Raw genomic sequence first — 20,137 nt, 5'->3', positions numbered from 1 at the left:
AGGTGATTCACCTCTCCTGATGGCTGGGGTACAGGGACTCGAACCCCAATTAACTGATCCAGAGTCAGCCGTCCTACCATTGAACGATACCCCAATGTGTCGGTGTGTGTAGAAGCTAAGAGTCAAAGAGGAGGAGAGGTGAGTCACCTCTCCTGATGGGCTGGGGTACAGGGACTCGAACCCCAATTAACTGATCCAGAGTCAGCCGTCCTACCATTGAACGATACCCCAATCTCTTTGCCAAAGCTCTGACGCTCTTGACGTCAGTATGATACCGTAACATGGTTGCGTTGTCAAGAGGGCAAAAGGAAAAACTGGGCTTCTCAGAAAGTTTTTTGTTCTGAACCAGAAGCATCGATACAAACGTATCCTTACCAGGATGTGCCACGCGGATTTGGGCGAGTGTGAACGTTCATTTTGTACACCTATGCACAATAAAGTATAGGAGCAAGGGAGTATATGATGGTTTTTATAAAGTCGCACTTGATAGCCTGGGACCAGGGAGAGAGCCAGAAACGAGGTGGCAAGATGCAGCGTGGACCTGGTGTGCCGTGTCCACAAGAAGAAGAAATCGTGCAGCGAGCGGTAGCGGGGGAGCCATTCAGTGACGACCTGACTCATCATATTGCTTGCTGCGAGCGGTGTCAGGAGAAAGTGGCAGTGTATCAACGTTTAAATGCTAGCCTGGTGCAGAAGCTCTATAGATTTGACTGCCCCTCCGGTGAGACCCTGAGTTATTATTGTGCTGGTTTGCTGGAGAAAACGCGCGCAGACGAGACTGAAGGCCACCTCCGTGTCTGTCCTCTCTGTGCAGAAGAGGTGGAGCAGACGCACACCTTTTTGCAAGCTGAACAGTTTAATGATTCATAGATGGCGGAGAATTGCCATAAGGATGCGCCAGGGCATACAATAAAGAGAAAGTAGAATACTGGTTTACTCTCTCTTCGGAACACCCGAGCACGCAGGGCTCGGGTGTTCCGAAGAGAGAGTTTTGAAAGGACGCGTCAATGCGAAGAAAAATCACCGTCGTAGGAGCCGGCTTTGTAGGCAGCACTCTTGTCCAGCGCCTGGCAGAGCGTGACTACGCTGATGTAGTCATGTTTGACATCGTACCTAATATGCCACAGGGAAAGGCGCTTGACATCATGCAGGCCGGACCTGTGCTTGGATTTGATACACAGGTAACTGGTACCAACGATTACGCCGATACCGTCGGTTCCGATATCGTCGTTATCACCTCTGGTTTCCCACGTAAGCCGGGAATGACGCGTGACGACCTGGTGAAAAAGAATCAGGAGATCGTCTCGCAGGTTACCGAGCAAGTGGTCAAATATTCACCTGACTGCATCATTATCTGTGTGACTAATCCTCTCGATGCCATGGCGCAGATCGCGCTCAAGGTCAGCGGTTTCCCACGTGAGCGTGTGCTTGGCATGGCAGGTGTGCTGGATACCGCGCGCTTCCGCACCTTTATCGCGCAAGAAGTCGGAGCCTCGGTACGCGATGTTCAGGCCTATGTCCTGGGTGGGCATGGCGACACCATGGTTCCGCTTGCACGTATGTGTACAGTCGCGGGCGTACCCATCTCGCAGCTTATCTCGCCTGAGCGTATTGAAGAGATTGTACAACGCACCCGCGATGGTGGCGCTGAAATTGTGAAGTTGCTGGGCACGGGTAGCGCCTACTATGCTCCCTCGGCCTCCGTCTTGCAGATGGTCGACTCCATCATGTTGGATAAGAAGATGATCATGCCCTGCGCGGTCTACCTCCAGGGTGAGTACGGCATTCACGATCTCTTTGTGGGTGTGCCGGCCCAAATCGGCTCAAAGGGTCTGGAGAAGGTCATTGAGATCGAGTTGAATCCCAGTGAGCGCGAACAGCTCACCAAATCGGCCGATGCCGTCAAGGAACTGGTGCATGTAATGGGCATCTAGCCTTATACGGGCATGAAAAAGCAGCGTGCGCGCTCTCACTACCTGAAGCCAGGGAAAGGTGGAGCGCGCACCGCCCGTAGAAGCGTATGTTATAATATAACAAGATTTCTTGCTTATTTGCCATTGTATTTCGCGTGTAACACGCAATGCCAGCCTCAAACGCGACCTAGCGGGGACAAGAAGGGGAGGCTCTTATGAGAGAACGTCAGCCACTTGCAAGTGTGAGTGTAAAGGGACAGCATGGCAATGCATATCGTATTGATCAGCCGGTGACGTTAATTGGACGCTCTTCTAAGAATGACATCCCTCTCTCTGGCGACCGACTTGTATCGCGTCGACATGCTACACTCTGCTTTGAGCAAGGGAAATATATTCTCACCGATGAGGATAGCGCGAATGGAACCTATATCAATGGGATAAAAATCGCGCCCCACCGGCCCTATATCTTGCGCCACGGAGCTGAGCTGCGTATCGGGAGCAATATCCTCGTGTTCGAGCTACACGATGTTGAGATACCTCGCATAGAAGACATACCCACTGTGATACTCCCCGTACGGGGAGTGATGGGATCTCAGGCGGATGAGGCCAGAGTGGCGCAACCAGGTGCGGCTGCCGCCTGGCAGTTGACGAGTTTCTCTCCCCGGTTGATTGGTATTGGATCATGGAATGCCTTCTTTATCTATCTTCATCGTCCGGATGCTGCGCAACAGGTGCACCAGGATGCCTTGAGACTTTTGCACGAAATCGAGAATGATACGGAGGAGTCTGCGGATGCAGGCGAAGCACTTGTCCATCCGGATATGAACCTGACGATTGTTCCCGAAGGCGAGGGCATCTTCTTTCATCCGCGACGTATCACGCTGAACGGGATGAAAGATTGGCAGCGGGCTACCTTTCGTTTCTATGTCAAGCCAGAGCAAGAGGCGAAGATGCGCACCTGTAGTATCGCCTTTTATGCCGGGCCACTCTTGCTTGGCCTGCTTGAGGTGCCGCTTGAGTTCGCTGGAAAAGAATTAGATACCTGGCCGCCTGCGCATGAAAATTGTATTCAGATGACGACCGAGAGCCTGAACACTGTCTACCTGGCTTATAGTCATGAAGATGAGGTCATAGCACGAGCAATTCACAAGGCGTTGAGGACTCTGGACCTTCCGTTTCTGCGGGAAGTGGAGGCGCTACGAAGAGAGCAGCGGGAGGGACCAGCGTTAGAGCAGAAGCTCAAGAGTGCCTCAATCTTTCAGCTCTTCTGGTCGAGTAACGCCGCGCGTTCGGCATACATGAAACAGGAGTGGGAATCGGCCTTGCGCCTCGCGGGCGAACACGCCTTTTTGCGCCCGGTGTACTGGGAAGTGCCGCTTGTGTCCCCGCCCGAGGAGTTACGCGAGCTGCACTTCACCTATATCCCGGCCAATGTTTTATAATGGCCCAACGCTGCTGAAGCACGCGTCTACATATGAAGGCGCGGAGTCGGTCGTATCTTTATATGTAGACGCGTGCTTCAGCAGCGTCGTCCTATCCCTCATCATCCGCATCAGCACCGCTACTAGTTTCGCGTCCCTTGCCTGCGATCACCACGATATACTCGCCTTTAAGCTTGCTCTCGGGCGTAGCCGCGATGAGAGAGGAGAGGCTGCCGCGCTCGACTTTCTCAAACATCTTTGTCAGATCGTTGGCAAGCGCGGCGGGGCGGTCGCCATAGACCTCAAGTGCATCTTTCAGAAAATCAAGCACGCGATAAGGGCTCTCATAGAAGACCAGTGTATGAGGTGAGTCTTTATCGACCTCCATAAACTTGCGGCGTCCAACAGTCTTGCGAGGGGGAAAGCCGCGAAAGGTAAAGCTGTGGGTTGGCAGACCAGAGAGCACAACCGCCATAATACAGGCGGTTGGCCCTGGAATCATCGTGACCTCGAGATTGGCCTGAACGGCTCGCTGGACAAGCGTATAGCCTGGATCCGAAATGCCGGGTGTGCCCGCATCCGTCACTACTGCGACCGACTGACCCTGGCGTAGCAGGTTTTCGATGCGTTCCCCTGCGCGTTGCTCATTGAAGGCGTGGAACGCGATCTGAGGTTTGGAGATCTCGAAGTGTTTCAGCAGCATGCCGGTCTTGCGCGTATCTTCGCTGGCGACAGCATCGACTGAGCGCAAGACCTCGAGCGCACGTAGCGTAATGTCATTTAAATTTCCAATCGGAGTAGCGACCAGATAGAGCATATTAGTGTATCTTCTGTTCCTTCCTGAGTGTGGTGAGTTGCGAGAATACTTCCTGGCGCTTCACTTTCAGTGTATGTGTGCGAGGGAAATCGCTCTCAGGCCAGATGGTAAAGCCTTTGATTTGTTGATGGCTCGCCAGACGCTTGTTCGCTTGCTGAATCGCAGCCCTGGCTTTTGCCTGATCAGGCTGTTCCATGAGCAGAATGGCATGTACTTCGGGTCCACGATCCTCATTCTCAAGCCCCATGATAACAACATCTTTAAGGTCTGGATTGCCCTGAAAAGCGTTTTCGACATCCTCGGGATAGACATTCATCCCATTGGAGAGGACAATCAGGTTCTTTTTGCGTCCCTTGATATAGAGTCTATTCTGCTTATCGAGGAAGCCGAGATCACCTGTGCGATACCACTCGCCCTCAAAAGCGGCGGCAGTTGCCTCAGGATTATTCCAGTAGCCTTGCGTGATATTCGGGCCGCGCACCAGGATCTCGTTATCGGGAGCGATGCGTACCTCTACGCCGGGCAGAGGCTGCCCCGCCGACTCCATATGGTGGTCATGCTTGCGTGTGACGCTGACCACGGGCGAACACTCGGTCGTACCATAGCCTGGGTGAACGCGCACACCCATATTCTCCCAGCGGCTTCCTAGCGCGGGCGGCAGGTAGGCGCCACCGCTGACGAAGAAGCGGAAGTGACCACCCAGTTTCTTATGCACCGAGCCAAAGAGATAGCGGCGCAAGGAGAAGGGGAGCAGAGCCGCCACGGAGTGGAGCCGTTCCCAGATTTTCTCCTTATGCTGGCGCCGTACCTCGCGATCAATGCCATTCATAAAGAGTTGGAGCACCTGGGGAACCAGGACCATAAGCGTGATACGCTGTGAAGCGAAAAGCCTGAAGAGGGTATCAGGGGCCAGGGAGCGAGCATAGGTCACGCTGGCACCAACATAAAAGATAGCCAGGTCGATTGTCAGTTCAAACATATGTGAGAGTGGCAGAATAGAGAGCGCCCGTTCCTGTGGACGAATATCCACAACCTCCACCGCTGATAGAACATTGGAGGTAATATTGTAGTGGCTGAGCATCACGCCTTTGGGCTGGCCAGTTGTGCCGGAGGTAAAGACGAGGGAGGCCAGGTCATCTTTTGCGATGGTGGGGAGAGCAGAGGGATCAAAAGCGGCTTGAGGAAGATTATCTATATCAATGAAGGTCAGAGGAAGCGAGGGGAGAGTTTCAAATTGTTTCTGCGTTGTCAGCAAGAAACGAGCGCCCGTCGCCTCGATGAGACGAGTGATAAAATCCTCTTTGCTATTAACGTCGACGGGAACAACCACCGTACCGAGAAGAACGGCGGCAAAATAGGCGATGAGCCAGTCAGCTCGGCTCGCCGACCAGATCATAATACGTTCACCCTTCTGGGCCTGCTGACTCTGAAGATAGCCCGCGAACTGCTGCATGCGTTCGCGCACCTGGAGATAGGAGAGGATGGATATGGAATTACCATCGGTCGGTTCGAGGAGTACGGGTTGGTTACGGTATTGTTCAACAGCATAGTTAAACAATTGAGGAATAGTTTCCATCGCGTAGCCTTTCTGTGTACTGGCAAGAAACTGAAGTTATGCGCAACGCTGCACCTGAACAATAGGCAAGGTTGAGCTATAAAAAGGAAGCAAAAATAAAATAAGACCATGCGTGTGTACAGGTACGCATTTATCAAGTGTATCATAAGATGGGCGCGAGAGATAGCCGGAAAAAGGGATGAAACCGTGGTTTTCCAATTCTGAAGGCGGTTTTCTCTCTTTTCTATAGGCTGCTCTAGCAGGCACTCGGTAGAGCTACGTAAATAGTTATGTAAGGATGGTGAGAGGCTTGTAGAGAGCAAGCATGCAAGAGAGCAGGGTAAGCAGAAGGAGGCATGCTGTAGAATGAATCATTGTGAAATAATCTGATAAATTGTAGCGAAAATTTGTATAGGAACTCGAGCATAAGACCATACGCAGAGATCGTAAAATGAATAGAAAACGTAGAGATTTTTAACTCAAAAAATATTGAATTATGCTCTGATGTGCCGATGTAAAATTTTATGCAATAACACTATGATGAAAGTACAATATGGGTTGACTCAAATCATAAGTGTATGTTAGACTACAAGAGAGAAAGTAGTATCTAGCTAATTCCTGTCTTACGTCAATGCTCTTACGCTAAAGCCTCATGTAGATTCCATGAGTGATACAAGAATTGCTGTAGTAAAAAAATCGCGTGAGACTCGTAAGGCAATCGCTAGATCGGTTCGATTGTATGTGTTGACGTTTTACCTGGGAGAGTGAAAAGCGTTAACATGTATGGTTTAAAAAAAGGAAACGATTTCCATGCCATCCCTCGAAACTGCTAATGTAGGGAAGGCGGTTGCAGCGCGAGTAGGGACGAATATTCGAGAAGTGCGCACAAAGCTAAACATGACTCAAGCGCAGCTGGCCGCCCCCGAGTTCTCCATTTCGTATATTTCAGCGATTGAACGCGGGAAGATCCGCCCTTCGCTCAAGGCGTTGTCGATTCTTGCTCGCCGCCTTGATGTACCTCTAACCTTCTTATTAGAAGGTTCTCCTGCCGGCGCGGCAGAAGCGCGCGCGGTAGGCTACTCGCCCGCTGATACCGGCCCTGATCAGCGCGTTGACGTTGACCTGGTGCAGGCCAGTGTTCTGGTTGAGCAGGGTTCCTATCTAGAGGCCGAAGAACTCCTGGTTCCTATCCAACCCGAGCGTATCACCACAGAGCAGGTCTATCGCCTCTACCTGCTACGTGGGCAGATCCACCTGGGGTCAAGAGAGTATCAAGAAGCAGTGGTTGATCTACGCGCCGCCATCGGCCAGGGCGAGGCTATCAACGATAGCGAGTTGACTGAGCGCGCGCGCAACCTGCTAGGCAAGGCCTACTTCTTGCTGTACAACTACACGCTGGCCATGGAGAATCATCATCGCTGCTTTACAGCGATTGAGAATGGACAGATTACTGATCCCGTCTTCTCCCTGGAGGTCTTTAGCAACCTGGCTAATGACTACTTTCGCCTGGGCGATCTGGAGAAGTCGATTGAGTTCTACAATCGTGCTCTGGATATGCTCAATGCCATGAGCCGGGATAGCAAGAGCTTCGCCAGGAAGTATATTGAGATCAGCCAGCATTATAAGACGGTTGGCAAACTGGCGATGGCGCGCGAATATGCCTTGCGCAGCCTGGCCATTTACGAAATGCGCGACGAGCAGCGCCTGGTTGGTCTAACTCACCAGCGCCTGGGCAAGGCCCTGGAGAAGAAGAACGACCTGACGAGCGCGGAAAATGAGTACCGACAGGCCATCGCCATTGAGCGCGAGCTTAATGATGAGATCACCGCCTCTCTCTGTCATACCTCCCTGGCGGAGCTCCTGCTCAAGCGTGGTGAGGTCGAAGAGGCTCAGCGCGAGGCGAGCCAGGCACTTGAGTTTGCGCGCTCCAGTGAGGACGCCCAGACCCAGGGGCAGTCCTTGATTACCCTGGCGCAGATCTATCATCAGAAGAGCGATTTTGCGCAAGCCGATGCGTACTTTACGCAGGCCCTGGATTTGCTCGATGCCTCGAATGCCCATGAGATCGCGGCGAGCGCATACTTCCGCTTCGCGAACCTCCTTGAGGAGCGCGGCGAGGTTCAGCGCAGCCTGTCGGCGATTAAAAAGGCCTATGAGCATCAGCGCCTGGGTAAGCGTGGCGACCTGGAATAAACAGGGGCGCGGATGACTGCGTCACCCCGTTGCGTTGATCACTAGATAGAACAAATTGCATCCCTCCATATCTGATGTATGGAGGGATGCAATTTGTTGCGTTCCCTCACTAATCCTTGTACAATGCAAGAGGCAAGCTCTGTGATCGAAGAGGTGCGGAGCATGCAGAAGACTATTTTATGGGCATTTTGTAGGAGTTCCCCGCATGCCATTTACAGCAGACGACCTTCGGTATCGACCAGAGCAGAGCTATCCCCTTCTCTACGCCTATTTGCATCGTAATGCACAGCGCTTTCTGGGTTCACTCAAATATGATGCCTTCGAGGTGGACACGGTGGTGGGCCATGTCGTGGAGCAGCTTGTGCGTTTAGGACTCCTGGGTGGAGAAGATCAAACGTCAAAGACGGCGCTTGACGGCTTAACGGATGCTCAATTCTATACCTTTCTTAGCCGAAGCGTGAGAAATAAGGCGATTGATCGTCTTCGCAAGCGCCGACTTCAGGTGAATACGGCGGCGGAGCTGGAACAATTTGAGCGAGAAGAGAGCGACGAAGATCCTCTTGAGGACGCAGTTGTTACGGCCTGGGGAACGACTCCTTTCGCTACTCCAGAAGATCTTGCCTTACACCTGGCTTCTCAGGCTCAGTTACGCAATTTACTTAAGCACTGTATCTTTGTACTCAGCGCCGCCCCCAATCAACTTCAAGCAGTCATGCAAGAACTGCATGAGATGGGAGCCGATGATCTCTTGCAGGCAGTTGTGAAGGAGCTGCATATCGATACATCGACTCCTGTGGAGACTAACCCTCATATGAGCCAGCATAAGGACCATGCACACCGTAAATTGCGTCACTGCTTGCAGCAGCAAAGTACCAATTTGACAGTACGCGTTGCGTTACGTTTGATAGAATATAAGGCATCCGCTCCAGGTAAGCAGGACAGTACATTGGCGATTCACACACTTGTCCATGATGATCTCACAGCGGAGCAGATACGTACGGCCCTGAGACAACTGGTCACAGAAGGCTTACTCGAATGGGATGGCACGGATGCCATCCATGTAACAGCCGCCCAGCTGAAGCGCCTGGCCCGCTTCTACCGTGAAGAAGAGGAATAGCAAGAGATTGAAGGCTCGAGAGGAGTAGAGAAATGGACAAGCAGTTTGATCACAACGCAATGGCCCCTGGTAGCGAAAGCCGGCTGGCCCAATGGTTATTGCAACTCCTGCGCGAGCCGAAAAGCGATGCGGGAATACCGGCAGCAGCCTCCAGGCATGGAGCGCGTCCTGGTCACAGACCTGAGGCGCTACTGGAGCTGCAAGTTGAGAGTAGCTATCACCTGCCTTTTTATCAGCAGTTGCCAGACTTTGTGCTGGCGCAACTGCGTGGCGATGAAGAGGCTACACTGCGCTATGCCACACTGCTCTACCACCTTGTTGGTTGTGCTGAATGTCATCAAGCATACCTGGAGATCTATGATGCAATGGGGGCGGCCCTCCATGAAACCGATACCTATGCCATGTATGGTCTAGGTGGAAATCGCGGCGCGGGTGTGACTCCCCAGCGGATGCTTGGTCACCTCTGTCGCACTCTTATTAGCCAGGCGGAGGCGATCTTGAAGCAGGCGCGGCGTAGTCATCAGGATGATGCCGAGGCGGCGCGGGCGCTTCTCCAGCTGGCCCTGCGTATGAGTGCCCGTATTGGTCAGAGCACCATTCGCCAGAGTGCCACCCAGGATCTCGTGCGCGTGGCTACCCTTGCGCAAGGATCAGCGGTCCCGCCTGGCTCGGGTGCACAGGTGTACCAGTATACTCCTACTCTCACGGGAGCTGGCGCACGCGGCAAAACGGTACGCCGGGCCGATGTGCTCAGTCGCCCCCTTGAGCAGCCAGTAATCCACTTGCAGGCCAGGGGTTTACATGGCTCAATTACCCAGCGTGAGCGTACTCTTGAGCTGCATTTGCAGCACCTCGACCCACAAACTTATAGCCAACGCCTCCTCATTACTGTCCCCCTTGGCTCCCTCATCGAGCCTGTGCGCTGGCGTGGAGGCAACCCGCTCGCCATTCGTAGTGAGCAGCTCGTCGATGCCCAGGGTTCCCTGGTGATGACATTGGGCGAGACCGATCTTAACTTAAGTGATCCAGAGGAGCATAACCTGCTGGAGACACTCTTTCTCTTATTAGAAGTACGCGTAAGCGCATAGTGAGCTGAGGTACTAACTCCGTTGCTCTGGCGTAAAGGAGACGGTGCCGCTTTTGCCGCCGCTCTTCTGTGCGACATAGGCCTGCTCCAGAGTAATTGTGGTGTCGAGTCCTTTACACATATCATAGATCGTCAGGGCGGCTACAGTAACGGCGGTGAGTGCTTCAACATCGACACCTGTTTTATAGGTTGTGCGGGTGCGCCCCTCAATCGAGATACATCCCTGCTCGCTATCAAGGAGAAAATGGAGATCAATATGCGTCATTGGCAGTGGATGGCAGAGCGGAATGAGCTGTGGAGTCTGCTTGGCGGCCATGATGCCCGCGATCTTTGCGGTCTCCAGGACGCTCCCTTTCGAGACCTGGTTGTGTTCAATTAAGCGGACGGTTTCGGGCTGCATGCGTATGCGTCCCTTGGCGATGGCCTCTCGCATCGTATCGGGACGGGTGGTCACATCGACCATGTGGATATTGCCCTGTTCGTCCAGGTGTGTCAGTTGCTGTGGTTTATCGATTGGCGAAGACATAAAGCGACCTCCTTTTGTGCCCTCCAGTATAACGTACCCTTGTAGTGCTTGTCACCCTCACAAAAGAAGATTCTGGCTAGTAGGTGGTGTGGTATAGTTGTTCGCTACTGGCGTACGCGGCCACTGTACTACACCACCTACTAGCTTACTTGCCAACCTTTTGGCGGCTCTGGAAAGCGCGGCGGAAGTAGGCGAAGGCCTCGCGTTCCTTGCCATTCTCCTCAAGCAGTTGCGCGTAATGCACAGATTCATTGGCCAGTTCTTCGTGGCGTTCCAGGTGTTCAAGAATATGCAGGCCCTTGATGAAGTCTTCATCGCCCCGAGCCCGTTTCCCCTGGGCATAAGCGATGCGCCCAAGAACAATATAGGTCTCCGCACCGATGATATTGTCTTCAAATTCATCAGTGAGCGCCTTGCTCTTCTGGGCAAAGGCGTAAGCCTGCTCATAGTCTTGCTGGGCAAAGTACCAGGAGGCATTAGTAATGTAGAGGCTTGCGAGCGAGAGTGGGTCGAGCACGCGGAGGCGTTCTTCTTGTTGAAGCACATTGTCCAGAAATGAGCGAGCCTGCTCTGAATCGTTTTTGAGTATTGCTTGGCCCAGATAGTAGTACACTTCGCTTCTCAGTTGAGCAAGTTGGGCCTGGTTTGTGAGATAGAGGCTCTTAAAAGCGTAAAGAGTAGCAAGATCATACTCTTTACTGATGCTGTGATGGCGAATGATATCGAGATAGGCTCCATGATTCTGAGAGGAGTTGATCTCAGGGCCGATGGCATCAAGGGCTTTACGGAAGGCGTCAATGGCTAGATCCAGGTTCTCTTGCTGGGTGTAATATTGTCCTATCTGCATGTGTAACTGTGTTGCAAAGAAGGGATCAACAGGAATGGGCGAGGTTTCCAGGACGTTGAGGCAACGTTGAAAGGAGAGGAGCGCCTGGCTGTAGTTACGCATGGCATTGTAGGCGAGAGCAAGCAGGTAGAGTATGCGTAGCGTCAAGTAATGATCGTTGAGTTCTTTGGCGATTTGCAAGGCTTCATTAAATACATACTCGGCTTGCTGGAATTGAGCATTTTTGAAGTGTGACCAACCTGTAAGGAACCGATGGCGCAAGAACTGGGGACGTTTGAGGCGCTTTAAGGGAATACGATTGAGTTGTGCGAGTGCATGGGCGGTATTTCCTTCATGCAAAGAGACATTGATCTCTATAAATGCGAGATCGATTTCTTCTTCTTCCCGTTCTGGGAGTGGAAAGAGACTATTCGCACGATCCTCTGCCTGAGATCGGTTAGGCAGAAGTTGTGTAGAAGAGAGGCCAAGGCGAGTCGCCAGGATCTCCAGGGCGCGCAAAGAAGGGTGGATTTGTCCACGCTCAATGGCTGAGATGTAGCTGACAGAAAAATCAGGAGCTGCGAGCTGGCTCTGCGTCAAGTGTTGCGCAATGCGAGCGGTTCGCAATTTTTCTCCTACCGATTTTCCAATTTTGCTTGACGTTTGTTCAGGGGACATAGTTGCCTCCTACATAGTTCTTGCAAATTTTATCCATAAATACACAAAAGGTACTTTCAAATATATTGTAAAGTACAATTATGTTTTCTGTCAATACGCTAATGCAATAAATATTGTAAAGATAAATTGTAAAGTCAGGCTTGTGTTACAAGTAAAGTCGCTTTGCGAACAAACACGTCTATCAACATGCTATAATGATTCCTAAGAGAGAGCGAACGTATATCTTTAAATGCCGCTGAAACCTGTACATGAGAAACGTACAGGAGTAATCGAGCTGTGATATAGCGCAAATCTGAAATAGGACGTACCTGGCTGAAGCCAAATATGCTCTCATCCCTCGCAGCGACAGATTTCAGGTTTATTGGGTGGGTTGTAGAAAAAATCGTTCTAACTTGTAGAGTAAACGACCTCCAGCAGTATTTTTGGTGTTAGAAATATATAGCACAAGTGGGGATGACGCATTTTCAAGAACAGCGAGATGCTATAAAATAAGCTAGATGCGTAGTTGAGTAGGCAAGTCAAAGAAAAAAGAGAGTTTAAAAAAATATGTTCCGTTTTTTGACCGCAGGTGAGTCGCATGGTCCCTGTCTGACGATTGTTGTTGAAGGATTGCCCGCTGGATTGCAGGTAGAGAAGGCGCTGGTAGACGCTGATTTGCGCAGGCGCCAGGGAGGCTATGGCCGGGGTGGGCGCATGAAGATCGAGAAGGATGAGATCCGCTTCCTCTCCGGTGTGCGTCATGGAAAGACCCTCGGCTCGCCCATTACCATGCAGATCGAGAATCGTGATTGGGTGAACTGGGAAGAGCGCATGAATGCCGCCCCTGTCGAGGCTGAGATGGAGACGGTTACGCGTGTGCGTCCAGGGCATGCCGACTTTACCGGAGCGATCAAATACGGACAGGACGATGTACGTAATGTTATTGAGCGTTCTAGTTCACGCGAAACAGCCTCGCGCGTCGCCATTGGTGGGCTCTGCCGCCAGTTTCTAGCACAGTTTGGTATTGAGATTCATAGCCATGTCCTCTCCGTCGTCGATATTGGCTACGAAGAAGAGCGCGCGCTGACACCTGAAGGCTACTCTCCCCAGATGTGGGAGGCGGTTGAAGCCTCGCCAATGCGCTGCGCGAGCCCAGAACTGACCGAGAAGATGATCGCGCGCATTCTGGAGGCCAAGCGTGCGGGCGATACCTGTGGTGGTGTATTTGAGGTTGTCGCCTTCGGAGTACCCATTGGCCTGGGAAGCTACAGCCAGTGGGATCGCCGCTTGAGCACTCGCATTGGCATGGCACTGATGAGTATTCCCTCGACCAAGGGCGTTGAAATTGGCGCGGGCTTTGGCGCGACGCGTAAGACTGGTTCTCAGGTCCATGACGTCTTGCGCCGCTCGCCTGAGGGAGCCTGGTCGCACCTGACGAATAACGCAGGTGGCATCGAGGGTGGTATCTCCAATGGAGAGCCTATTGTTGCCCGCGTCGGTGTCAAGCCCATCCCTAGCCTGGCGCATCCGTTGCCCTCGGTTGACCTGGCGACCGGCGAGAACATCGATCAGAGCCGCTACGAGCGTAGTGACGTCTGCGTCGTTCCCGCGGCTGGCGTTGTCGGCGAGGCCATGCTGACCGCTGTCCTGACCGAGGCCATGCTGGAGAAGTATGGTGGCGACAGTATGGAGGAAATGCTGCGCCATTATCGGGCGTAGAAACGTTTATGTTACTAGAGGTATCGCCACAATTACCCACAACATTGCAAAATAGTGTGTAAGAATGATACATTCCTATAAATGCGTATACTGCTTACCCGAAATCCTGAGCACGGAGTGCTAGTCACGAAAGTGACGCCGTGCCCCCGAATGAGGGTTGGATTTCGGAATTAAGAACATAGCACCATGCGATAAAGAAAAAGGGCAGTCGCGAACGCTGTCTGCACATTTGAGGATATGAATGAACATAAGCAACGGTATTCGCCGTATCACGCAATTGTTCCTGGTCTTGTTTCTGGCTATGAGCGCAGGCCTGGTCTACTGGCAGGTCGCGGTCGCCGACCAGGTGACCTCTAACCCGCGCAATTTGCGTAGCTGTATGAGTACCAGCGTGCCACAGCGCGGACGCATTTTCGATCGCAACGGCGTCCTTTTGGCCGACTCACAGCCAGACCCAAATGCCTGTGGTGGCTTTGTACGCCATTATTACGAACCCTCGCTCGCGGGCTTGATTGGCTACTATCCCGGGCCATACTTCCTGGCCACGGGACTGGAAGCCAAATTTGACGACTATCTCTCCGGGCGCGTCGGCATGACGTCATTAGATAACCAGGTAAATAAGACGCTGCACCGCTCGCCCGTGGGCGATGATATCTATCTCACGATAGATGTGCGTATCCAGCGCATTCTGGTGCAGCACTTTAATCAGCAGGCTCCCGTTGATAACGTCTACTCGTTTGCCTCGGATCGCGGCTCAGCCATGGTTATGGATCCCCATACAGGCGAGGTCCTGGCCATATATAGCAGCCCCGGTTATGATCCCAACAAAATGGCGCAGACGCTCACTCATGCCAGCCTCTCCTACTACAACCAGATGGTCAATGATCCAGAGCGCCCCCTGGTCTTCCGTCCCACCCAGGGCCAGTATGTGCCTGGCTCAACCTATAAGGCCATGACCCTGATGGCGGGTATCGACTCGGGAGCGACCTCCCTGGAGCAGACTTACGATCCAAAGTTTACGATGGGACCAGTCACGCTAGGTCAGCACCTCTTTACGCCTGCTGTGAGTAACATTAACACCTTTACTAATCCTAATGCGCATGTCTCAACAAATTATGGTTTCTCGCACTCAGACAATATCCTCTTTGCCAAAATTGGCCAGGATATGGGTGTTGATTCATGGCTGGCGTACAATAAGAAGTTCATGGTGGGCGAGAAAATTCCCTTTGAATTGCCCGTCGCAGTCAGCCGGGTGACTCAGACGAATGGGACGCTCGACGAGAACACCCTGGTTGACAATGCCTTTGGTCAGGGCGTCGACTTTGTGACCCCTTTCCAGATGGCGATGATCGACAATATTGCCGCCAATGATGGTCAGCTCATGCAGCCGACCGTCTTGAGCAAGGTCGCCACGCGTGATAAGGCGCCGGTCAAGACCTTTTCACCGCAGACGCTAGGTGATGCCCAGATCAAGCAGTCAACGGCCATTGATACGCGCAGAGCCATGTTTGGCGTCGTGCAGTGTGGCTCCGGTAATAATGATTTCGTTCACGGTGCTATGCTATCGACCTCGCCCTGGAATATCATCGGCAAAACTGGCACTGCCGAGCTTGGTAACGGAAAACCAGCGCATGGTTGGTTGATCACTCAGGCTCCCTATGATTGGCAGCAATCTGATAAATTGCCAGCTCTGACGATTGTGGCTATGAAAGAGAATGGCGGTGAGGGTGCGAACGCTGTTGGCCCCATGATCACCAACACCTATAACGACATCTTTAACCAGCACCTGGTGAAGGTGGACCTGCCGCCCGCAGCGCCGTCAATCACCGGGTCGACCATGAATTACTGTCATAATATTGCGCATCTGTTGTAATAAGCTAAGAGACCATACAAATAGAGAGCAGAGGCTTTCAGTTTCGGCTGAAAGCCTCTGCTCTCTATTTGCAATATTTTCTGGTGCCCTGCGGTGTCTTGGCTAGGGCAAGAGTTGTATTTAAGGCTGCTGCTTATCCTGTGTGAGCTGCTTCAAGCAATCATCACAGTAACCGGAGGCCAGCAGGTCAAGGGTAACCTCGTGGAAGCCATACATATGCGCCAGCTTTTCGTGTAGATCTCCCAGGAGAGCCGTATCCAGGTGAATAGTGTGTTGACACTGGCGACAGACGAGGTGGTGGTGGTGAATGTGGTCCTGAACTGCCTCATAATAAAGCTGTCCGCCTGGTAAGTGGGCGGAGCGAATCAAGCCCAATTTTTGCAATAGCTCCAGTGTGCGATAGATTGTTGAGAGGCTAACATAGGGGTTGCGCTCCTGGACTCGCAGGGCTATCTCCTCGACGCGTAAATGGGCATCGGCATCCTGAATCACACTCAAAATCATATGACGTTGAGGCGTGAGGCGATAGCCACGTTTACGCAACAGTTCGTTGCCCATGCGAACATAATGATGCATAGCAGTTCCCTTACCTGACTGGACTGGATTGAAATTATACTTTGAGCCTATCCTAGCACCCCATACACAAAGCGTCAATGTAGGCATGGTGAGTGTCAGGGCTTTCTCTATCTTCTCTAAGATCTGCTTCAAGATCTGCTTCAACTCGCTGCGCGAGCCTTTCAGGTAAAGAGGTGTGAGTGGGACCTCGGGCAATGCCCGAGGTCCCACTCACACCCCTTTACTCCCTGAGCGCCGTAGGCGCGAAAGGTCAGCGAAAGTATATGCGGAACAGAAAAAGGCAAGCGTTTATTCTCCTAGTAGACCCTGAAGAAAACGCCAAAAGCAGGTATTCTTAACAGCAATAAAGCGTTGATATGCATGCTAGATAGAGAGAGAGGAATGTAAGATATGATACACTGGGAGCACAGGTATCTTCTGGGAACCATGATCTTTACTGTCGCGGGCGATGTAGTACGTGACTTCGATGATGAGTATGAGGCCTGGCGCTGGTTGGAGCAGGAGGGATGGGGCCTGGCCGCCATTGAGCCGCCCGATCCTGTGCGCCCAGGAGCCTGCAAATACTATTTTCGCCGACGTGTGCGGGAACAGAGCCAGCAGGCACGCATGACCGCGGAATACCAGGCCTTTGATAGCCAGGATACGGAGAAACAGGGGCGCCGCTGGCGTTATTAGTTCCATGAAGAGTGGAGAGAGAAGTGAGTACGCAGCGTGATTTATGGCGTTCGGAGTTGGATCCAGAGCGCATCGTACAAACGACAGTCAATCACTGGCAGGAGACGGAGCACCATGAACGCGAAGATGTTCTGGCAGTAGAGGAGCCCTTTGAGGTTCGGATCAATGGCGAGAGCCTGGCCGTGATTATGCGTACTCCTGGGCATGATAGAGAACTGGCCCTTGGCTTTCTCTTTAGCGAAGGTATGCTCTCCACTACTGATGATATTGAAGGCATTGAAAGCGCGGTAGATAGCGACGGCCTGCCACTGGAGAACGTCATCAATGTGCGTCTACGCCAGCCAGGTAATGCTGCAAGTGAGACCAGTTGTGGCCTGGTAGGTGGCGTAAGTTTTGAGCGCCATTTCGCCGTCTCATCTAGCTGTGGTCTCTGTGGAAAGAACAGCATCGCCTCGCTGTTGCAAGACGCTCCATCTCTAGAGCAAGACACCCTGCAAGTTTCTGCCAAAACGTTATATATGCTCGCGCAACGCCTGCGCGAGCAACAGGCGGTCTTCAGTCATACGGGAGGTCTGCATGCCGCTGGCCTCTTCTCGCTTGGTGGTGAACTTCAGCTCTTGCGCGAAGATATTGGACGGCATAATGCGGTAGACAAATTGATCGGACATGGACTCTTACATAAAGGCTTGCCGTATCGCGAGAACCTCCTCCTGGTCAGCGGTCGCACCTCATTTGAAATAATCCAGAAAGCCCTCCAGGCGCGTATCCCCTATGTGATAGCCATCTCAGCTCCCTCAAGCCTGGCCGTTGATCTGGCCGAAAAGAGCAATATGACGCTGGTAGGCTTCTTGCGCGGTCACTCTATGAATATTTACACGCATCCAGAGCGCATTACTCTATAGTTAGGGGCTGCTTGCGAGCGTATGAGGGGTGGGGTATAATCCTGCCATGCAGAAAGACACAATTGCCGCTATTGCCACCCCTCAAGGGGTGGGTGGTGTTGGTATTATTCGCGTAAGTGGAAGCGATGCCTTTAGCCTGGTTGCGCCCTTGTTGCGCAGGCCATCCAGGGAAGATATTCCACCTGTGCCGCCAACACATCAGCTTACATATAGAGTAATTATAGATCCAGCGACCCAGGAAATTCTAGACGAGGTCCTGGTCGCCTTTATGCGTGCCCCGCACACGTACACCTGTGAGGATGTCGTCGAGATTCAAGGCCATGGTGGTCCATTGATTCTCAGACGTATCCTGCGGGCCGTACTGGCTCAGGGGGCGCGCATGGCCAACCCTGGTGAGTTCACCTTACGCGCATTTCTCAATGGGCGACTGGACCTGGCTCAGGCTGAAGCTGTGATGGACCTGATTGGCTCACAGACTGAAGTAGGGCAACGCCTCGCCATGCAGCAACTACGTGGCAAGCTCTCAGACCAGGTGGAGCAGGCGCGTACCTCTATGCTTGGAGCCATCGCGCGCATCGAGGCCAGTATTGATTTTCCGGAAGATGATATTCCTACTCCACAGGCCGAAGAATTGCTCCCTTTTATCGAAGAGGCACAACGGCAAATCGCCAGGTTGCTAGCTGGCTCTGAGCAGGGAAAACTTTATCGCCAGGGGCTGCGCACCGCCATTATTGGCCGACCCAATGTGGGAAAATCGAGTCTGCTCAATGCGTTGCTAAGAATTGAACGCGCCATCGTGACCCCCATTGCCGGTACAACGCGTGACACCGTAGAAGAGATCGCGAACTTACGCGGTATTCCCCTCCACCTGATCGACACGGCGGGCATTACGCCTACCCAGGACCCGGTAGAGCAGCTTGGAGTTCAGAGGAGTCGCCTGGCCGCGGAAACCGCGGACGTCATCCTGCATGTCTTTGATGGGGCGACCGCTTTAACTGAGCAGGATTGGCAGGTGGCTCAAGAGCTGCGAGCCATGGGTTATGGTGAAAAGCGCGAGGGACAGGCAGCCAGGCGTCCGGTAGTCGTTGTCATTAACAAGGCTGATTGTGAGCAGGTAATTGATGTCGCCGCCATTCAGTCGTTCTGGCAGGATGCCTCGCTGGTGCAGACCTCCACACTGACAGGAGAGGGACTGGAGGCGCTAGAGAATACGCTGGCCGAACTGGTGCAAGCTGGTAACGTGAGTGGCAATGAGAGCGTTCTCATCACCAGTGCACGCCATCAGGAGGCGTTGCGCAGGGGCGCGGAACACCTGAACGCCGCTATCCTTTCTTTAGGCCAGGAAGTGCCACTGGACTTTGTCTCCATCGATTTAAGAGCCGCCTATGATGCCCTGGGCGAAGTCACAGGCGAGACGGCCAGCGAAGACCTGCTAGACCGTATCTTCAGTGAATTTTGCATTGGCAAATAGCATAACTATTGCTCGTGTCACGAAGAATAGCTTAGTGTGGTATAAGGAAGGATAGAGCATGAGTAAACTTATAAGGGACCCTAAAGCTACCCTCTTTGTATTGCTTGTCATATGCAGTCTCCTGGCCGCGGGATTGGTTTTCCTCTTCACGGCCTACGCCGGAGCAGGACACTGATGAAACCCCTACTTTTTAGATTTTTAGAATTTTTGTAAAATTATAAAATTACTCAAAAAAACTATTGACAATGCCGGAAGGCTATGGCATAATAGCACATGTCGCCGATACAGAGACGAAAACCTCGACGGTAACGACGTCGAGAAAGTTTCCCAGAAACTAAAGAATCCGGGGATCACGCCTCATTCGATGAGAGAAGATCACTGGTTTCTATAATTGTCTCTAAGGCACAAGCGCAAGCCCATGGGCTTGCCGGGTTGCGGTTCATCAACAAAAAGAAGAACGAACCAGAGCACCCTGAACAACTGAAGAGTGGAATGCAGAAGTACAACGGAACTTCGTTGATTGAGCATCTCTCAATCGCGAAGAACACCGTTCCTGTCAATTCTGCGAACAAAGCAATGAAGTAACGACAACGTGCTTCTAGCCTGGACGCAAACTTACAAAAGATCATTGCAGATGCCTGCTGGTGTCTGTGAGATATACATTCACAACTTGAATGGCGAGTTTGATCCTGGCTCAGGATAAACGCTGGCGGCGTGCCTAACACATGCAAGTCGAACGCTCTCTCGCAAGAGAGGGAGTGGCGGACGGGTGAGTAACACATGGGTACCTGCCCCGAGGTGAGGAATAC

General features: G+C 52.4%; 16 protein-coding genes, 2 tRNA genes and 1 rRNA gene (1 of these 19 running past the window's edge). 12 read left to right on the top strand and 7 right to left on the bottom strand.

Annotated features, from left to right (window positions below):
• Positions 1-20 precede the first annotated feature (20 nt).
• Positions 21-94: transfer RNA gene (locus JMJ16_RS35715), tRNA-Gln, on the bottom strand.
• Between the two features lie 66 nt (positions 95-160).
• Positions 161-231: transfer RNA gene (locus JMJ16_RS35710), tRNA-Gln, on the bottom strand.
• A 228-nt stretch (positions 232-459) separates the two neighbouring features.
• Here JMJ16_RS35710 and JMJ16_RS35705 point away from each other — a divergent pair.
• The 3 genes from JMJ16_RS35705 (at position 460) to JMJ16_RS35695 (ending at position 3,355) form a co-directional block, all read left to right on the top strand.
• Entirely contained in the window at positions 460-870 is a 411-nt protein-coding gene (locus JMJ16_RS35705) for a hypothetical protein (RefSeq protein WP_201389425.1), read from the top strand.
• A gap of 137 nt (positions 871-1,007) precedes the next feature.
• The gene (gene mdh, locus JMJ16_RS35700; protein ID WP_007907923.1) at positions 1,008-1,934 is read left to right on the top strand and encodes a malate dehydrogenase; all 927 of its coding nucleotides are present in this window, start codon (positions 1,008-1,010) and stop codon (positions 1,932-1,934) included.
• Between the two features lie 194 nt (positions 1,935-2,128).
• Positions 2,129-3,355, top strand: a complete 1,227-nt coding sequence (locus JMJ16_RS35695; protein ID WP_201389423.1) for an FHA domain-containing protein — start codon at positions 2,129-2,131, stop codon at positions 3,353-3,355.
• Between the two features lie 91 nt (positions 3,356-3,446).
• On the opposite strand, the gene rsmI is transcribed toward JMJ16_RS35695, so the two are convergent.
• Positions 3,447-4,151 (bottom strand): 16S rRNA (cytidine(1402)-2'-O)-methyltransferase, encoded by a 705-nt coding sequence (rsmI, locus tag JMJ16_RS35690; RefSeq protein ID WP_201370757.1) that lies wholly within the window; start codon positions 4,149-4,151, stop codon positions 3,447-3,449.
• A gap of 1 nt (position 4,152) precedes the next feature.
• Positions 4,153-5,727, bottom strand: a complete 1,575-nt coding sequence (locus tag JMJ16_RS35685) for a long-chain fatty acid--CoA ligase (RefSeq protein ID WP_201389421.1) — start codon at positions 5,725-5,727, stop codon at positions 4,153-4,155.
• A 789-nt stretch (positions 5,728-6,516) separates the two neighbouring features.
• Between JMJ16_RS35685 and JMJ16_RS35680 the strand changes: the two genes are divergently transcribed.
• The 3 genes from JMJ16_RS35680 (at position 6,517) to JMJ16_RS35670 (ending at position 10,104) form a co-directional block, all read left to right on the top strand.
• Positions 6,517-7,899, top strand: coding sequence for a helix-turn-helix domain-containing protein (locus JMJ16_RS35680; RefSeq protein WP_201370759.1), 1,383 nt, complete (start codon positions 6,517-6,519; stop codon positions 7,897-7,899).
• A gap of 205 nt (positions 7,900-8,104) precedes the next feature.
• Complete coding sequence (locus tag JMJ16_RS35675) at positions 8,105-9,016, top strand: hypothetical protein (protein WP_201389419.1); 912 nt, start codon at positions 8,105-8,107, stop codon at positions 9,014-9,016.
• 32 nt (positions 9,017-9,048) lie between these two features.
• Positions 9,049-10,104, top strand: coding sequence for a hypothetical protein (locus JMJ16_RS35670; RefSeq protein ID WP_201389417.1), 1,056 nt, complete (start codon positions 9,049-9,051; stop codon positions 10,102-10,104).
• A gap of 12 nt (positions 10,105-10,116) precedes the next feature.
• Here the strand turns inward: JMJ16_RS35670 and moaC are convergent, their stop codons facing one another.
• A complete protein-coding gene (gene moaC, locus JMJ16_RS35665; protein WP_007907906.1) occupies positions 10,117-10,629 on the bottom strand; it encodes a cyclic pyranopterin monophosphate synthase MoaC in 513 nt (170 codons plus the stop codon).
• Between the two features lie 145 nt (positions 10,630-10,774).
• Positions 10,775-12,133: a helix-turn-helix domain-containing protein gene (locus JMJ16_RS35660; RefSeq protein ID WP_201389415.1), complete on the bottom strand. Its 1,359-nt coding sequence runs from the start codon at positions 12,131-12,133 to the stop codon at positions 10,775-10,777.
• Positions 12,134-12,679: 546 nt separating this feature from the next.
• Here JMJ16_RS35660 and aroC point away from each other — a divergent pair.
• Complete coding sequence (gene aroC / locus JMJ16_RS35655) at positions 12,680-13,831, top strand: chorismate synthase (RefSeq protein ID WP_201389413.1); 1,152 nt, start codon at positions 12,680-12,682, stop codon at positions 13,829-13,831.
• A gap of 241 nt (positions 13,832-14,072) precedes the next feature.
• Positions 14,073-15,704 carry a penicillin-binding transpeptidase domain-containing protein gene (locus tag JMJ16_RS35650; protein ID WP_201389411.1) on the top strand — a complete coding sequence of 544 codons (1,632 nt, stop codon included), beginning with the start codon at positions 14,073-14,075 and terminating at the stop codon, positions 15,702-15,704.
• A gap of 120 nt (positions 15,705-15,824) precedes the next feature.
• Here JMJ16_RS35650 and JMJ16_RS35645 read toward each other — a convergent pair whose 3' ends face one another.
• The gene (locus tag JMJ16_RS35645) at positions 15,825-16,280 is read right to left on the bottom strand and encodes a Fur family transcriptional regulator (protein ID WP_201389409.1); all 456 of its coding nucleotides are present in this window, start codon (positions 16,278-16,280) and stop codon (positions 15,825-15,827) included.
• Positions 16,281-16,670: 390 nt separating this feature from the next.
• Between JMJ16_RS35645 and JMJ16_RS35640 the strand changes: the two genes are divergently transcribed.
• From JMJ16_RS35640 to JMJ16_RS35625, 4 genes are all read left to right on the top strand, one after another.
• On the top strand, positions 16,671-16,955 hold the full coding sequence (locus JMJ16_RS35640; protein ID WP_201389406.1) for a hypothetical protein: 285 nt from the start codon (positions 16,671-16,673) through the stop codon (positions 16,953-16,955).
• Between the two features lie 23 nt (positions 16,956-16,978).
• Positions 16,979-17,857 carry a formate dehydrogenase accessory sulfurtransferase FdhD gene (gene fdhD / locus JMJ16_RS35635; RefSeq protein ID WP_201389404.1) on the top strand — a complete coding sequence of 293 codons (879 nt, stop codon included), beginning with the start codon at positions 16,979-16,981 and terminating at the stop codon, positions 17,855-17,857.
• A gap of 46 nt (positions 17,858-17,903) precedes the next feature.
• Positions 17,904-19,328, top strand: a complete 1,425-nt coding sequence (gene mnmE / locus JMJ16_RS35630; RefSeq protein WP_201389402.1) for a tRNA uridine-5-carboxymethylaminomethyl(34) synthesis GTPase MnmE — start codon at positions 17,904-17,906, stop codon at positions 19,326-19,328.
• A gap of 671 nt (positions 19,329-19,999) precedes the next feature.
• A 16S ribosomal RNA gene (locus JMJ16_RS35625) occupies positions 20,000-20,137 on the top strand (it continues 1,345 nt past the right edge of the window).

The organism is Ktedonobacter sp. SOSP1-52 (genome assembly GCF_016587395.1).
This window is presented reverse-complemented; position numbering and strand designations above follow the sequence as displayed.

Coding starts and splice junctions, on each gene's coding strand:
- JMJ16_RS35705 (WP_201389425.1), top strand. CDS start 460: ATGATGGTTTTTATAAAGTCGCACTTGATAGCCTGGGACCAGGGAGAG.
- mdh (WP_007907923.1), top strand. CDS start 1,008: ATGCGAAGAAAAATCACCGTCGTAGGAGCCGGCTTTGTAGGCAGCACT.
- JMJ16_RS35695 (WP_201389423.1), top strand. CDS start 2,129: ATGAGAGAACGTCAGCCACTTGCAAGTGTGAGTGTAAAGGGACAGCAT.
- rsmI (WP_201370757.1), bottom strand. CDS start 4,151: ATGCTCTATCTGGTCGCTACTCCGATTGGAAATTTAAATGACATTACG.
- JMJ16_RS35685 (WP_201389421.1), bottom strand. CDS start 5,727: ATGGAAACTATTCCTCAATTGTTTAACTATGCTGTTGAACAATACCGT.
- JMJ16_RS35680 (WP_201370759.1), top strand. CDS start 6,517: ATGCCATCCCTCGAAACTGCTAATGTAGGGAAGGCGGTTGCAGCGCGA.
- JMJ16_RS35675 (WP_201389419.1), top strand. CDS start 8,105: ATGCCATTTACAGCAGACGACCTTCGGTATCGACCAGAGCAGAGCTAT.
- JMJ16_RS35670 (WP_201389417.1), top strand. CDS start 9,049: ATGGACAAGCAGTTTGATCACAACGCAATGGCCCCTGGTAGCGAAAGC.
- moaC (WP_007907906.1), bottom strand. CDS start 10,629: ATGTCTTCGCCAATCGATAAACCACAGCAACTGACACACCTGGACGAA.
- JMJ16_RS35660 (WP_201389415.1), bottom strand. CDS start 12,133: ATGTCCCCTGAACAAACGTCAAGCAAAATTGGAAAATCGGTAGGAGAA.
- aroC (WP_201389413.1), top strand. CDS start 12,680: ATGTTCCGTTTTTTGACCGCAGGTGAGTCGCATGGTCCCTGTCTGACG.
- JMJ16_RS35650 (WP_201389411.1), top strand. CDS start 14,073: ATGAACATAAGCAACGGTATTCGCCGTATCACGCAATTGTTCCTGGTC.
- JMJ16_RS35645 (WP_201389409.1), bottom strand. CDS start 16,280: ATGCATCATTATGTTCGCATGGGCAACGAACTGTTGCGTAAACGTGGC.
- JMJ16_RS35640 (WP_201389406.1), top strand. CDS start 16,671: ATGATACACTGGGAGCACAGGTATCTTCTGGGAACCATGATCTTTACT.
- mnmE (WP_201389402.1), top strand. CDS start 17,904: ATGCAGAAAGACACAATTGCCGCTATTGCCACCCCTCAAGGGGTGGGT.